Raw genomic sequence first — 13947 nt, forward strand, 5'->3', positions numbered from 1 at the left:
ACTTTCTATATTATTCATACACTAGTGGTTTATGAGCTGCTTTCTACTTGTTATGAATTACTATATAATAAAAGACTTTTAGGGGGATAAATTGTGCGTTTTGAAACAAAATAAATTCCTTGGATTATAAACTACAAGTGTATATCGTATCAGGGAATAATTTCAAAAATGGTACCTTTGTTAAAATCAGTTACTTTCATAGAACTGTAAACTCCTAAATATAATTTAGTTTGATCCGAATTTGTTCCTAAACTCATATAATAAGCTGGTTGCGTACCAAAATCATAATTGGTTTCAATAGCATGAAAGTCAGCATGTTTACCATCTGTACCTGCTCTAGTATAGGCTAAAACACCCTTAATTGGAGACTGAGATTCTCCTTTCTTGGCAAGGTCAGTAAAAACAACGCTACCTGTTAAATTTGGAATTGCATTTCCCATATATGGCTGAACTCCTGTAAGTGAAGTTCCTCCAAACTTATCTGTTCTAGAATCTTTATGAAAATAACTAAGTAGAGGCAGAATACGCTTCACTGAAGTTTGTATTGTTTCATCATAATAAACCATTGTTCTTTCATCCAAAGTCTGATTCTCAGAACAATGTCGTATAAAAGAAGTAGGTAAATCCCCTTCCCATCCTCGCCACCCAAAATTGATAACCCCATCTTGATTGGGAGTTAACCTCATAAAATGCATTTGAACAAGTTCTGTAACCGGTATAGGTTTATATTGAATAAATGAAAAAATAGACTCTACAATATCTTGTCCGACATTTCCGGCGTATTTGATATATTGATTATAAAACCTTTGAAATGAAATACCGGTTATATTACGAACACCTTTCGCAATTACTGTAAGTGTTTCTTGTATAGATAGAGGAAGTTCATTAAAGCGTGTAACGAATGGAGGATTATTTATGAATGTATTTTTACTTACATCGATTTCAATAATTTTACCTGCTATTTCTAAATCATCTTGGCTTAAATTGAACGGATCATAACCCGAGCCACCATCTCCATTTGTAAAAACAAGTTTCCCCGTCTCTGGAGAAAAGTTTAAAGTATTTACTCCATTATGATTAAAAAATGGGCGTTTTATATTAAGTAATGTTCTACGTTTTTGAGGGTGCCCGTTTGATTGTAAAATCCATTCTTCAATTGTATCGATATGATCATATTGCGTATCTCTATTTAGCCATTTTAAATTTAAAGTTTTCGGGTCACAAGGATTCGGTTTAAATTGTTCAGAAAGTGCACCTGGTCCTTGAGTTCCAGCTACTGAATAATGAAGATAAAATAACCCATTTTGATAAAATTGTGGATGGAACGCAAGTCCAAGCAATCCGCGTTCATCATAACCGCTACTAGAAACACCTTCTTCAAATGTACCTAATTTAATAATTAGGTGACGAATATCTAAAAATATCTTTATAACTCCGTCCCCTATGTAAAAAATCTCTCCTAATTGAGTTGCGATAAATAGTCTTTCGGTCGATTCACCTGGAAGTATCGTTGTTTTCAATACAGTTGGTAAATTTACGTTATGAACAATGGGTCGTAAACTAACTTTAACTTTTGTCAATTAACTGTACACCCCTTTTTCTTCTTTTTTATAGAAGAATATGATTAGAGTAGTTCTGTTAGTATCAAATAAGTTTTATTCCTTTTTATTACAATTTTGTATATAATATAATTATAAATAATCTGGGGGACGAACTATGATAATCGTACTACAAATCATCTTACCACTAATTTTCGCAGTCTATTTATTTACCCTCTATCGTAAAGGGACGTATGGATCAGCTTCATTCCTTTTAGCAGTCATGATAGGAATTTTCGGTTTAGAGAATATTTTTCAGCATGCTAGTCTAACAGATCATGCTATTTATCCATATTGGGGCAGTTTGAAGGCTGTTGTTATCGTTTTATCAGTCATATTTCTATTTAAAAAAGGGGGTTTAACAGGGAAATATTGATTTTTAATGCGTTACATATTTTCTTGTTAAATTGCTTTTATTTTATAAAAGAAGAAATACTTATGTAAAAACACGAAGGGATGTGTTACATATGTCTATAAATATTATTTCAATAGTATCTATCATAATATGGATTGTGTTAATTACAGAACTTATAAAACCTTCAAAAGAACAGAATGGACGAAAAATAGTAACTTTAGTAACTGCTGGTTGCGCATCAACATTTATTTTAACAGTTTCATTTATTCAAAATATCTCGTTTTGGAATTGATAGTGATATAACTAACAAAAATATGTATAAATAAAAAGATTAGGATTCACTCCTAATCTTTTTATTTTTTGAGGTAACACCACATGCCCAGCAAGCTAAGGTCTTGGAGTAGCCCCTAAACAAAATTTGAAATTTTTCTAAAGTTATTTATGTGAATTTAACTCGTTTTCAGGAACATATGTGGTCCTTTTACAATTTGAATTTCTTTTTAAGCTTCTTATATTTTCTATACGAACGTCTAACAATGTTTAACATAACATACGGTATTTTAACCGGGAAAGGCAATTTATATATGAAAGGAAAATAAAAGGTGAAATATGCCTTTTCTAGGTCTCTCCACTTACTATCTTCTTTTGTTTTTAAGAAATCAGATACATCGACTACATATCCCCTTCCTTTTTCCATCATCACATTTTTCCCGTGAACATCACAAGGAGTTAACCCTTGTTCCCTCGCATACTCTAAAGCCTCATTAATATCAAGTATTACTTGCTTAGGAATTTTAATCCCCTTATGAATAGCATCGTATAAGGTAATTTCTTTTAAACGTTTCAATACTATGAAATTTTCTCCTTTATATATAAGCTTTGAATAAGAAGGATGATCTCCAATTCTTCGGTATACTTCTGACTCTTTTTCAATTCCTTCTCCTTCTCGCACGTAAACTTTCACTACCCAATCTTTGTATTCTTTGTGCATGAATACTGCGGCATAATTACCTGTTCCTAAACACTTCCAAAGTCTAGGAATATCTTTAACTACTACAGGCTCGAATTCATCCTCACTTCTGATACTTACCTCTTTTAATAATTCGTCATTTATCAATCCCACAAAACTATTTATACTCATCATTCCCACTCCGGTTTTGCTAAAAGGGGGCCCACCCACATTTTAACGAAAATATACACTAAGCGAATTTTAGCATAAAACGAGTCATCTTTCTTCTTAAAATAAAAAGCTAACTCGTTTTATTTAAACTGTTGAATACTTAATATTTATTCCGTTATTCATAGCCAAAAACCGTACGATATAAAAATATTTCTAATTATTTTCATTTTTTCAGAGTCAACTGTATAGGGCTTTTCTTAGTACAAGTTCTCTTCGTTCATTACCCATGCCAAATCTATAAAACATTGTTTAGAAGTGTAGCAAGGGTTTGTTAATGGTTCAATTCTTCTTCCACAACTATTTTTGTTAGCAAAAACTTTTATTGTTTTAATAGTCTTTTGTTTAATTCCCACAATGCTGTTTTGTTGCTATCCCATTTCAAAAGCGTTACTGCTTCCTCAAAGCATAACCATTTATAATTGAAGTGTTCTTTAGATAATGATATGTTTTTTGTAGGGACTTTAACTCCAAAAGAAAATTCTTTTATTACATAAACCTCTTCTCCCCAAAGGAATCCTCCAACTACATCTTCTACTGATAGTGAAGACACAGAATCTAATTGTATATATGGACATTCTCTTGTAATACGAGCCTCTTCAAACGCTTCCCGTTTTGCTGATTCAATAGGAATCTCACCGTCTTCTCCGCCACCAGCTATTCCTTGCCAATAACCATAATCACTTCGGTTAAAAATGGCATATTGAATAGAATCGGCAGTTTTTATATAAGGAAATATCAATACTTGATATGGCGCTCTCATTACTTAACCTCCTCTCGAAAATAAGTTTTAAATCAATATGAATAAAGAGCCGCCATCACAATTCTACATTATTAATGCAGGTTTATAATGTCGGCCCTCTATTTTTAAATAATTTCATTTTTCATAAACAGGCTTACTCTTAACAGAGGAAAAACTGATTATTTCTTGTCGAATTTGTTTAGCATGGTTTTTCCTAAATGTTAGCAGTACCCTATATTATTCAATTGCGCCAGCAACATCATAATCATTTAAATCTAATTCAATCGTTTGTCCGAGCGCTAGTTTAGCAAGTTCCGCTCCTAGATATGGACCAGCTGTTAAACCCGAAGCTCCTAATCCATTCGCAACGAGAATTCCTTCAAAGTTAGGTAGCGGTCCGATAACAGGTAAGAATCCTGGTGTAAATGGTCTGAATCCAACTCTCGTTTCAAGCATTGTAGCATTTTCTAAGCCAGGCGCAACTGTTAATGCCTTATGAAATACTTCATGTAAACCACCTGCTGTTACACGATGATCGAAACCAGTATCATTCTCATGTGTTGCACCAATTACGACATGCCCATTGTCAAACGTTAAAATATATTGATCGTTCGGTGGCATAACAACTGGCATATTTTCTGTTGCTGTATTTTCAATTTGCAGATGAACAATTTGTCCTTTTTGGAATGTAACTAAGAAATTAATTCCTAATGGGTTCAAGATTTCATTCGCCCATGCGCCTGCAGTTACAATAACCTTTTCCGCTAAAATTGTTTCATCGTTTACTGTAACTCCAGTAATATGATTTCCTTCACGGACTAATATGGCATCGCCTTTTATAAAAGTTGCACCATGTTTTTTCGCAGCACTTATTAATGCATTGCGTAATAATCTTCCATTTACTCGTGCAGCACCACTAATATGAACAGAACTATATTCGTCTGATAATGCTGGGAATAATTTTTTTGTTTCTTCAGCTGATAAGCGAGTTATTTCACCAATCTCCGGGGCATCTTCACGTCGTTTATAAGCTCGCTCTTCCATTTGATCTAACTTTTTCTCGTCAGTATGTAAACTAATTGCACCTACACGATTATATCCTGTGTCAGTTTCACCGTCTTCTTCTAATTGCTGAATTAACGAAGAATAGTAACGTGCACCACCTTTAACGATTTTATACCATGCTTTATTACGACGCTGTGATAGCCATGGACATACAATACCTGCTCCTGCATCAGTTGCTTGCCCTAATTGTTGGCGATCCACGATAGTAACATTCGCACCTGCCTTAGCAAGATGATAAGCAGTAGACGCTCCTAAAATTCCAGATCCAACTACAATATACGATTTCATTTCAAACACCTTTTCTCTTTTGCTAATTATATAAATATAAGAACATTCCTTAGTATAATGGAAGGAATGCTTTTTTCAATGTACTCATCACAATTAATTGTTGCAGCATTGTGACTTCCTTAATCATTATTTTTTCTTCTTACGGAATAATTCAATTGTTTTATAGCCTTGTGAAAGGATTTCTATCATTTTCTCTAGACGTTTTTCACGTGTTTTTTCTTGTTTCACAGAAAAAAGATTACGTGCCCAATCTTTTTGGTATCCAGGCGTTAAACTTTGATAAAACTTAAGTTCATTCGGATGATTAGCTAATAATGCTTCAACATCTTTAATTCGATCTGCATAATCGGCAACACATTGACTCATAGCAGATGTTTTTGTTGTTTTTTTCTTTTCACGTTTTAAACCAACAACAGTAAAGACTTCATCCATACTTACCATTCGTGCAAATTTAATATCGCTTTCTCCCACATAACCATCTTCTCCAACGTTTAATGCCGGAAACATTTCATCACGGTGAATAAACGTACTATAACGCGCATTACCTTTTTTCGGATATGCGAAGAATACGTAACCTTTTTCAATTAGTAATTCTTCATTACTAATAATAAAATTCGTTTGTTTCACCATTTCATCAAGCGTTTCTACAAATATAAAGATAGCATCGTGTTCTTTTGAGAATGCAGTTTCTTTACCTGTAAAAATGTCATAATCACTTGGTTCGTTAATAACGACCATATTTGTATACTTATTAAGTTTCAATTTATCAATAACTGACATAATAATCTTCCTTTACATTCAAAATTCATTGTACATACTTTTTCGTACTGTTCTAGTGTATTATATGTATTAAGAAAATCAAACTTTAAATCGTATTATTCTGCTGCAAAAGAACATAATTCTTTACTAGATGGGGTGGTTTTATGCCATATGTAATCCGAGATGAAGGGCTAGTTTTACAAGGGGATGATGGAAAAGAACCAATTTTTCATACATATGAAGAAGCTGAGGAAACATTAAAAACATTAACTATACCGCAGTTTCCGAAACATATTAGAAGAAAATCATTTACACCAAAAATAATAAAGATAGCCGCTTCTGAATAAGAACCGGCTATCTTTATTATTCATAACTTAATAGCAAATAAAGTATATAAAAACTCTTTATATTGATCTTCTGTAATTTCACGCTTAGTTTTTTCCCCATGAATAATTTCGGTTAAACTTGTATTCGTTAATGAAATATGGCCAGAGTTCGTCAACTTTACTGCAATTGGTCCTTTATTAAAAATAGACTTCTCATCTTCTATCACTCTTCTTTGAACATCATTTACTACTATCTCATCAATAATATGTTTATAAAAAGCATGACAAACTTTCCATTCTCCAGCAGCATCTATTCTTTCTAAAACATAATTTCCTTTATTCGTATCTTTCCGTCTCACCCGGTACGAACCATTTTTTGAAGAAACCGACTCGCCAGTAAAAGGTACAGGAACAAGAGGTACTAACGAAGCTATACCTATATCAATTAAATACTGTACATTATCATAAGTTAAAATAATTGTTATATGGCCATCCTCAAGTGCCCATGCATTTATATCGTTTTTATACACCGTACCTAATGCCAGTTGTACATCATAGCCACAGTCTCTTAAGAAATAGTAAAAAAGAGTATTTAATTCGTAGCAAAGTCCACCACGGGAACTAGTTAAAATTTTCTCTCGTAAGTTTTCCAGAGAGATTTGATTCGTATTTCGTGCTATAACATCTAAATTCTCAAATGGTATAGTATGCGCAAACGAAAAGAGTATGGTAGGTAATTCTTCAAACGTTACATCATTACGTTTTTTAAGATTTAATCTTGTGAAAAGCTGATCTTGTAAACTTGTCATATTTAGCACCCCTTAAAAATTTATAAGTTTAAATAATATATGCTGATTGTAAATTTTAAGGGGCACTGTAACAATGTACATTTCATTTAACTGTACCGGTACAAAAATTACGATTCACATAGGAGGTGTCATTACACATGTTTTTTGTAATCACTTCTTTTTGGGGCAAATCAAAAGCTACGAATATAAATTTAATAGTTTATCTATAGGCAAATTATTACTATCACTTAAATCAACAAAATATTGAAGTTGCCACGTTTGGCTCTTTTTAGCTTGATTACTAACAGTGGTATCCCAAACAGGATAAATTCTCATTGCCATTTTCCCTGTTTGACTTTGTGTTCTCAATATTTTTTCTTTAAGAAGAATCTCTTTAGGAAAAATAAATTGCCCTAGTTTATTATCAGCAATACAAGTGATTACTAATAAATCAGGAGCAGCTTCATAAGAGAAAGCTCTATTTCGCATATTTTCATCTTTCTCCCAAAAAGAAACAAATTGACCAATTTTATTAGGTGTAACTTTTGATTTTCTAAAACGAATGGTTTTGTTATTTAAGTGGAATAAACATCCGGCATATTCTGCGTTTTGCTTTTCTTCTTTTAGATTCGTAATCATTAAGTTGTTAGGTTTGTAAACTATATTATTTAAATTTTGGATTATATTATTAAAATTGTTCAAAAAAACTCCCCCTTTATTCATCTCTTAGTTTACCACAAACATCAGTTCTTCTATATTGTATATAATTATGAACTAAGTGAAATGGGGGAATTTAGCAGGATATAATTATTACTTTAATGTACTTAGTTTTTCAATTGCTTGTTGTTCAGTTGCTAAGTAAAAAATGTCATTTCCTTTATTACATTCATAAATAAAATCTTTTAAGCTTTTACTAGTATACATAGAGAAATCTCCAACAATAGCAATCTTTACCTTATAGTTTATAAACTTTTGAAGGATATCACCCGCAAACCGTGTTTTTAGGTCAAAGAAATCTTCACTTATTAAAGATGTATGGATAATAATATGTTTCGCATCTACCTCATTTTGAACTGTTGCCATAGTATCTAATGCAGACTGAACATCCGATATTAATACCTTATCGTTTCTAATGACCGCAATATTGATTCCATCGATTACTACTTTCTTTATTTCCATAGTCCCACCTGTACAGAGATAATAAAGTTGTTTAATTTACAATAAAGTCATTTAAAAAATAATATAGTAGTTTAAAAATTCTTCTTCTACTAACGAGGCAGGTTAGTAGAAGAAATAGCAAGTGGGTTTAACTAGGAGAAGTGTCTTCTGTTTTTTTAATTAAGGATATCGATAAATTAAGATTTATTTACTTAACATTGTACTTATTTTCGGACCGAGGCATCTAATCGGTGAGTATATACAAACCAAGTAATGCTTGCTATTAATAATGTTGACGAAATTAAAGCTGTAAGAACACTATATGTTTGCCAAATAAGTATCGTTGACCAATCGAAGGCAAAAAACATTATACACTGGGCAATCGTAGCGATTAGGAAAATAATTGTTACGATTGTTCTCTTTTTTGTCATTGGCTGCTGCTCATTCGTTTTCCTTTTTCTTAATCCTAAGAAAAATAACAGAACAGCTAATAGGCAAAGAATAATTGTGGTAGACGACAAAATGATGTCCAAAAGCTGTGTGCCACTTATCTCATATGACTGAGTTAGATTGCCGTTTAATATATTTTTAACTTGTAGTACCAGGTTTATATTGGTATTTGCGCCGTTGCTCAGTAAGCAGATGGCTGTTCTTTCATTTGGCAGTATGGCTACTTTGGTACTAAAATTTGGATTACCCCCAGTGTGTTCTATAAACGTTTGTTCGGCGTTTACCGACCAACCTGCCGCATAATACATATCATTGACAGCCGAAACAGACATATCACCTCTATGTGATTTTTCGATGGCCCTGTGAAATATTTCGGGTATGTCCTGCACGATACCCATCTGTATGCCCATCCAACGCGCCATATCTTTTGTATTAGAAATGATATAGCCGGCAGGTTTATTCCCGGTATAATACGGAGCGTTAAATGGAGTTGTTATAAAAAAGGAAGAACGGTAACCCTGTGCTAACTGTCCAGTGGCTTGAGCATCTTCTTTATAAACATACGTCTGGTGAAGACCTAAGGGTAGAAATACTTGCTCCTTCATAAAGTCTTCATAGCTTTGTCGTGATACAATCTCAATAACCAAACCCAATACGTCATAATTAACGGTTCCATAGTTATATTGTTCACCAGGAGAGAACGCCAATTCTGCATCTACCAGCGTTTCCACAGTCTTTTGCAACATATCAGGCGTATTACCTTGTGGAATATTTTGAAGATGTCTAATATTTGTTAGGCCGCTGGTATGGTGAAGAAAGTTATTTAGTGTAAGGTTTTGCATATCAACAGGTTTACCTTGATACTTTAACGTAAACCAAGGTAAATATTTTTGGATAGGGTCAGTCATTGATAGCAGCCCTTGCTCTTCCAATAGCAAAATCCCCATACCAGTAAAAGCTTTACTCACCGAGGCCAACTCATAGAGTGTATTTTCACTTGCAGACAGTCCCTTTTCAAGATCTGCATACCCAGAAGAAAAGTAGAACACTTCACCATCAGCAAGTATTGAGAGTGACATTCCAGGCACACCTGACGTACGACAGGCATCATCTAGCAATGCTTGTATTGCCACAGATTTCGAATCTGACAACGCATAACTTTGTGTTGCGAATCCTGAGAATAATATAAATATCGTTAATACAAAAACAATAGTCTTTTTCATACACTCTCCTTTCTGAAGAATTATAAGGGTATAAATAACTTATTTTTATAACTATAAACTAAATTCTGATTTATATTTCTATTTATCTATATAATATCAAATAATTGTGAAGAGTTACACTTAAACTAACGGGGGCGTTAGTTTAATAAGAAGTAAACAACTTTATTATTCATTTTTTAAACATTACATAAGCAGATGGATATAATTTGAAACAACTTTAAAGAGCCTTGCTGCATATAGAATGTAGTAAGGCTCTTATCTTTTTTAATCAAAATTCAATAACTTTATTATCACTATACACTACCCCTTTATAATTTACACAGTATGAGTAAAATTGTTTTACAAAACTTCGTATTAATCATAGATTAAATTAGCCACAGCTATTAAAATCGCCTCTATTTTTTATTACTAATACGGTCAATGAAATTAATGATAGTTTCTCTTTTTTATATTTTTTAATATATATATGGGATTACTTTTACTTGTTATAAAAATATTGTGGAGTAACATAACTTAACAAACTATCCAAAGTGTTAATCTCGGCATATGGTTGTATTTTGGTAGTATTCTTGATTTTCTGAGGGTTAAACCACACACCTTTTATATTTGCATTTTGAGGACCAGCAATATCCTTTTCTAAGTCATCCCCAACAAATAAAGTATTTTCCGGTTGTAAATTTAACTTATTTAATGCTAGTTCGAATATACGTTTATCAGGTTTACTACATCCCACTTCTTCAGAAATAATGATTGTTTCAAAATACTTATTTAAATTCGTGTTAAATATTTTAGCTTTTTGCCTCTGAGTTGAGCCATTTGTTATAATTCCAACTTTACAGTGCTTCTTTATTTGATTTAAGAAATGAATAGTATTTTGGTCTATTGAAAAACATCTAGGGAAATTATTATTCCAAAAATCTTGGATGTAATTGCGTGGCAATCTATACCTTGGCGTGAATTCATCAAACAATGATTCTAAAACTGTCGTTTTATTACTTATGCCATATTCTCTTTTATCGTATTCTTTGAATTTCTGTAACATGTTGCTTTTAGCCGCACCATCTACATTTTCATAACACTTTTCTAAAACAATTAAAAATAATGCCTCTACTGCTTTATTCCTATCAAGTAATGTATCATCTAAATCAAACAGCATCGCTTTATAACCCATCAAATCATTTCACAACCTTTCTAGCATTATATAAATCTCTCCAAGTTTGTACCTTTAAACTTTTGGTTTAGCAAGAACATTGTTATGTAGTGATTAACGATTAAATAGAAAATAGATGAAAGAAATCCAAAGTTCTTGGCACACACTCTAGTATTACGGTAGCTTCTTCTATATTGAAATTCCTTTTCCTCTTTTGGTAAAGAAGCAAAAGTATATTTTCGCAAATTTTAAGAAACTACATACAATTCACGTTATTATACATTAGTTTTTCGTAAATATTAATCGTACATCAATTCATACGATAAGTTTTTTTAAGCAATTATTTCTCCATAAAAAAGGAATATAGCTAATAATACTTTTTGGTAGTAAACGTCCTATGAAGTTTACTACTGTATCTCCACATAAACTCCAGATTGTACGGCTATAATGACTACCAGAGGTGATATTATGAAAAATTATCATATCCTCGTGGTTGAGGACGATCAAGAAATTCAGGAATTAATTAAACAATTTTTAATGACACAGCATTATACAGTGGTAGTCGCTTCAGATGGACTAGAGGGTATGACACAATTTAATAAGCAATCCTTTGATTTAATTCTTCTAGATGTCATGATGCCCAATCTTAATGGATTTGAAGTTTCTAAAATGATCCGAAGTCAGTCAAACGTACCAATTATTATGCTAACTGCGTTGGAAGAAGAGGAAGATCAAATGAAAGGATTCGATCTTGGGATCGATGATTATATAACAAAACCCTTTTCATTTCATGTTTTGATTAGACGAGTCGAAGCTGTACTTAGAAGAAGTTATGATAAAAATGTAAATAATCATTTGATATTTAAAGAAGTTCGTATCGATGTGGATGCATATAGAGTGTATGTAAATGACGTTGAAATTATATTAACGACAAAAGAGTTTGAAATTCTACAACTACTATTTCAAAATGAGAGAAAAGTACTTACAAGAGAAAATATCGTAGAGAAAGTTTGGGGGTACGATTATTTTGGAGAAACACGAATAATTGATACACATATTAAAAACCTACGCAAAAAATTAGCTATCCCTTATATTAAAACAATAAAGGGTATTGGTTATAAAATTGATGAATAGTATTGTGAAACTCATGAAAATGAAGCAAATCACTTATAAACTCTTTATGACTACATCTCTCATTTTGTTATCCTTTGCAGTATTGATTTATTTAACTTTATACTTCTTTCTTCCTACATTTTATGAGCAATATAAAACAGATCAACTTCAAACAGGGATAAACGAAATCATTGATAAGTCTAAAAATCTTACGTTTCAAGATGCGATACCACTTTTTGATGAATACGCAAAAAAAAATAATGCGATGCTTTACCTTCAAAATAAAGAAGGAGTAATTATTTACTCTCCTTCATTTTCTTTTATTCAAAGTGGTACGCAAAAAACAGTAGTTACTAAAGCAACACGATTCGAGAATGCAAGTACCCTTAGCAATTCATATAACGTTACGAAACCAATTCAATTCCAAGATGGTAGTTTAACGCTTATAGTCTTTGCTACATTTCAACCGATTGATGAAGCTTCACAGGTTTTAGTACGCTTTCTCCCCTATATTAGTATCATTGTACTTGTAATTGGTATAGGGAGTGCTTATTTTTATTCCAGGTTTATTACAAAGCCACTTATTTATATTAATGAAGGTGCACAAAAGATGGCAAATTTAGATTTCTCCGAAAAAATTGAGGTTCGCTCTACAGATGAGTTAGGAGAATTGTCTAATAGTTTGAATGACATGTCTATTAACTTACAACAAGCTATGTTTGATTTAAAAAAAGCAAATGAACAATTAAAAAATGATATTGAAAAAGAAAGAGAAATAGAAACAAAACGCAGAGAGTTTTTTGCGATTGTAGCACATGAATTAAAGTCCCCTCTTACTGTAATGAAAGGCTACTTAGAAGGGATGATTTATAATATTGGCCCTTATCAAAATCGCGATCAATATTTAAAGAAAAATCATCAAATTATTGAAAGTATGGAACAATTAGTTCGTGAAATTTTAAGCGTATCGAAATTAGAACAACACACCTTCAAACTAAAAGTAGAGAAAGTTAATCCTTCAAAGTTAATAGGTACAATCACAAAAGATCTCGAATTTTTTGCTTCTCAAAAGAGCATCGAAATAATAAAAGAAATTGATTCTGATCTTTCTATTTATACAGATTGTGCTCTTTTAGAAAAAGCATGTAAAAATATTATTCACAATGCGGTTATGTATTCACCACATAATGAAAAAGTCTATATAAAGTTAAGTGAGGATTCGAAACAAGGTCAAATCGAAATGCAAATTATAAATACAGGTGTCAATATTAAAGATGAAGATTTACAACAAATTTTCAAACCATTTTATCGAATTGAAAAATCAAGAAATCGAAATACTGGAGGAAGTGGTTTGGGGTTATATATTGTTAAACAAATTCTTGAAACGCTAGATATAAAGTATTCAATAAAAAATATGGAACATAGTGTGCAATTTCGCATGAGTATTCCATTATCTAAACACAAAAACAAACAAACTCTCCTTTAAATAGGACGAGTTTGTTTGTTTTTGTAGTAAATATAAACTTATTAACAGGTTTTTCACTTAATGGACAAATGCTGCTTCTTAAATGGCGATTATCATAAGTAGTGACAAACTGTATTCAATTTACATATTTATCTTCTACTATAACAGCAAAAAAACGAAATTCCGCATAGCGCAAATTAGATTCTCTTATTTGAGATGCATTTCATCTATGAAACTAAAAAGGAGGATGAAAAATGCATATTTGCCTCCATTTTTCAGATTAATTTGGA

At 32.0% G+C, this 13947-nt stretch carries 15 protein-coding genes; 5 read left to right on the plus strand and 10 right to left on the minus strand.

Annotated elements, in window-relative coordinates; translation table 11 throughout:
* Positions 1–149 precede the first annotated feature (149 nt).
* The gene (locus ACS2QP_RS07110) at positions 150–1580 is read right to left on the minus strand and encodes a PQQ-dependent sugar dehydrogenase (protein WP_438882268.1); all 1431 of its coding nucleotides are present in this window, start codon (positions 1578–1580) and stop codon (positions 150–152) included.
* A 136-nt stretch (positions 1581–1716) separates the two neighbouring features.
* Between ACS2QP_RS07110 and ACS2QP_RS07115 the strand changes: the two genes are divergently transcribed.
* Positions 1717–1974, plus strand: coding sequence for a hypothetical protein (locus ACS2QP_RS07115; protein ID WP_086385706.1), 258 nt, complete (start codon positions 1717–1719; stop codon positions 1972–1974).
* Positions 1975–2065: 91 nt separating this feature from the next.
* Positions 2066–2245, plus strand: a complete 180-nt coding sequence (locus tag ACS2QP_RS07120; RefSeq protein ID WP_326265309.1) for a hypothetical protein — start codon at positions 2066–2068, stop codon at positions 2243–2245.
* Positions 2246–2434: 189 nt separating this feature from the next.
* Here ACS2QP_RS07120 and ACS2QP_RS07125 read toward each other — a convergent pair whose 3' ends face one another.
* From ACS2QP_RS07125 to ACS2QP_RS07140, 4 genes are all read right to left on the minus strand, one after another.
* Positions 2435–3094 (minus strand): serine/threonine protein kinase, encoded by a 660-nt coding sequence (locus ACS2QP_RS07125; protein WP_063536534.1) that lies wholly within the window; start codon positions 3092–3094, stop codon positions 2435–2437.
* A 358-nt stretch (positions 3095–3452) separates the two neighbouring features.
* A complete protein-coding gene (locus ACS2QP_RS07130) occupies positions 3453–3893 on the minus strand; it encodes an NUDIX hydrolase (RefSeq protein WP_416810086.1) in 441 nt (146 codons plus the stop codon).
* Positions 3894–4109: 216 nt separating this feature from the next.
* Positions 4110–5225, minus strand: a complete 1116-nt coding sequence (locus ACS2QP_RS07135; protein WP_000844384.1) for an NAD(P)/FAD-dependent oxidoreductase — start codon at positions 5223–5225, stop codon at positions 4110–4112.
* Positions 5226–5351: 126 nt separating this feature from the next.
* Positions 5352–6005, minus strand: a complete 654-nt coding sequence (locus tag ACS2QP_RS07140) for a YdeI/OmpD-associated family protein (RefSeq protein WP_000110844.1) — start codon at positions 6003–6005, stop codon at positions 5352–5354.
* 143 nt (positions 6006–6148) lie between these two features.
* Between ACS2QP_RS07140 and ACS2QP_RS07145 the strand changes: the two genes are divergently transcribed.
* Complete coding sequence (locus ACS2QP_RS07145) at positions 6149–6331, plus strand: hypothetical protein (protein WP_199630293.1); 183 nt, start codon at positions 6149–6151, stop codon at positions 6329–6331.
* 20 nt (positions 6332–6351) lie between these two features.
* On the opposite strand, the gene ACS2QP_RS07150 is transcribed toward ACS2QP_RS07145, so the two are convergent.
* The 5 genes from ACS2QP_RS07150 to ACS2QP_RS07170 all read right to left on the minus strand — a co-directional run bounded on the left by ACS2QP_RS07150 (position 6352) and on the right by ACS2QP_RS07170 (position 11100).
* Complete coding sequence (locus ACS2QP_RS07150) at positions 6352–7119, minus strand: arylamine N-acetyltransferase family protein (protein WP_000202746.1); 768 nt, start codon at positions 7117–7119, stop codon at positions 6352–6354.
* Between the two features lie 177 nt (positions 7120–7296).
* Positions 7297–7800, minus strand: a complete 504-nt coding sequence (locus ACS2QP_RS07155) for a MepB family protein (RefSeq protein ID WP_001058863.1) — start codon at positions 7798–7800, stop codon at positions 7297–7299.
* A gap of 108 nt (positions 7801–7908) precedes the next feature.
* Positions 7909–8277 carry a DUF4180 domain-containing protein gene (locus ACS2QP_RS07160; protein WP_438882269.1) on the minus strand — a complete coding sequence of 123 codons (369 nt, stop codon included), beginning with the start codon at positions 8275–8277 and terminating at the stop codon, positions 7909–7911.
* A 203-nt stretch (positions 8278–8480) separates the two neighbouring features.
* A complete protein-coding gene (locus ACS2QP_RS07165) occupies positions 8481–9929 on the minus strand; it encodes a serine hydrolase domain-containing protein (RefSeq protein ID WP_063536539.1) in 1449 nt (482 codons plus the stop codon).
* Between the two features lie 478 nt (positions 9930–10407).
* Positions 10408–11100, minus strand: coding sequence for an HAD-IA family hydrolase (locus ACS2QP_RS07170; RefSeq protein WP_326265282.1), 693 nt, complete (start codon positions 11098–11100; stop codon positions 10408–10410).
* Positions 11101–11547: 447 nt separating this feature from the next.
* Here ACS2QP_RS07170 and ACS2QP_RS07175 point away from each other — a divergent pair, with 447 nt between their 5' ends.
* Together ACS2QP_RS07175 and ACS2QP_RS07180 are read left to right on the plus strand one after the other, a co-directional pair.
* Positions 11548–12213, plus strand: coding sequence for a response regulator transcription factor (locus ACS2QP_RS07175; RefSeq protein ID WP_000800727.1), 666 nt, complete (start codon positions 11548–11550; stop codon positions 12211–12213).
* Between the two features lie 13 nt (positions 12214–12226).
* A complete protein-coding gene (locus tag ACS2QP_RS07180) occupies positions 12227–13678 on the plus strand; it encodes a sensor histidine kinase (protein ID WP_078401664.1) in 1452 nt (483 codons plus the stop codon).
* The last annotated feature ends 269 nt before the right edge of the window (positions 13679–13947 follow it).

The organism is Bacillus cereus group sp. Bce019 (assembly GCF_051781745.1).
Lineage (GTDB): Bacteria > Bacillota > Bacilli > Bacillales > Bacillaceae_G > Bacillus_A > Bacillus_A cereus.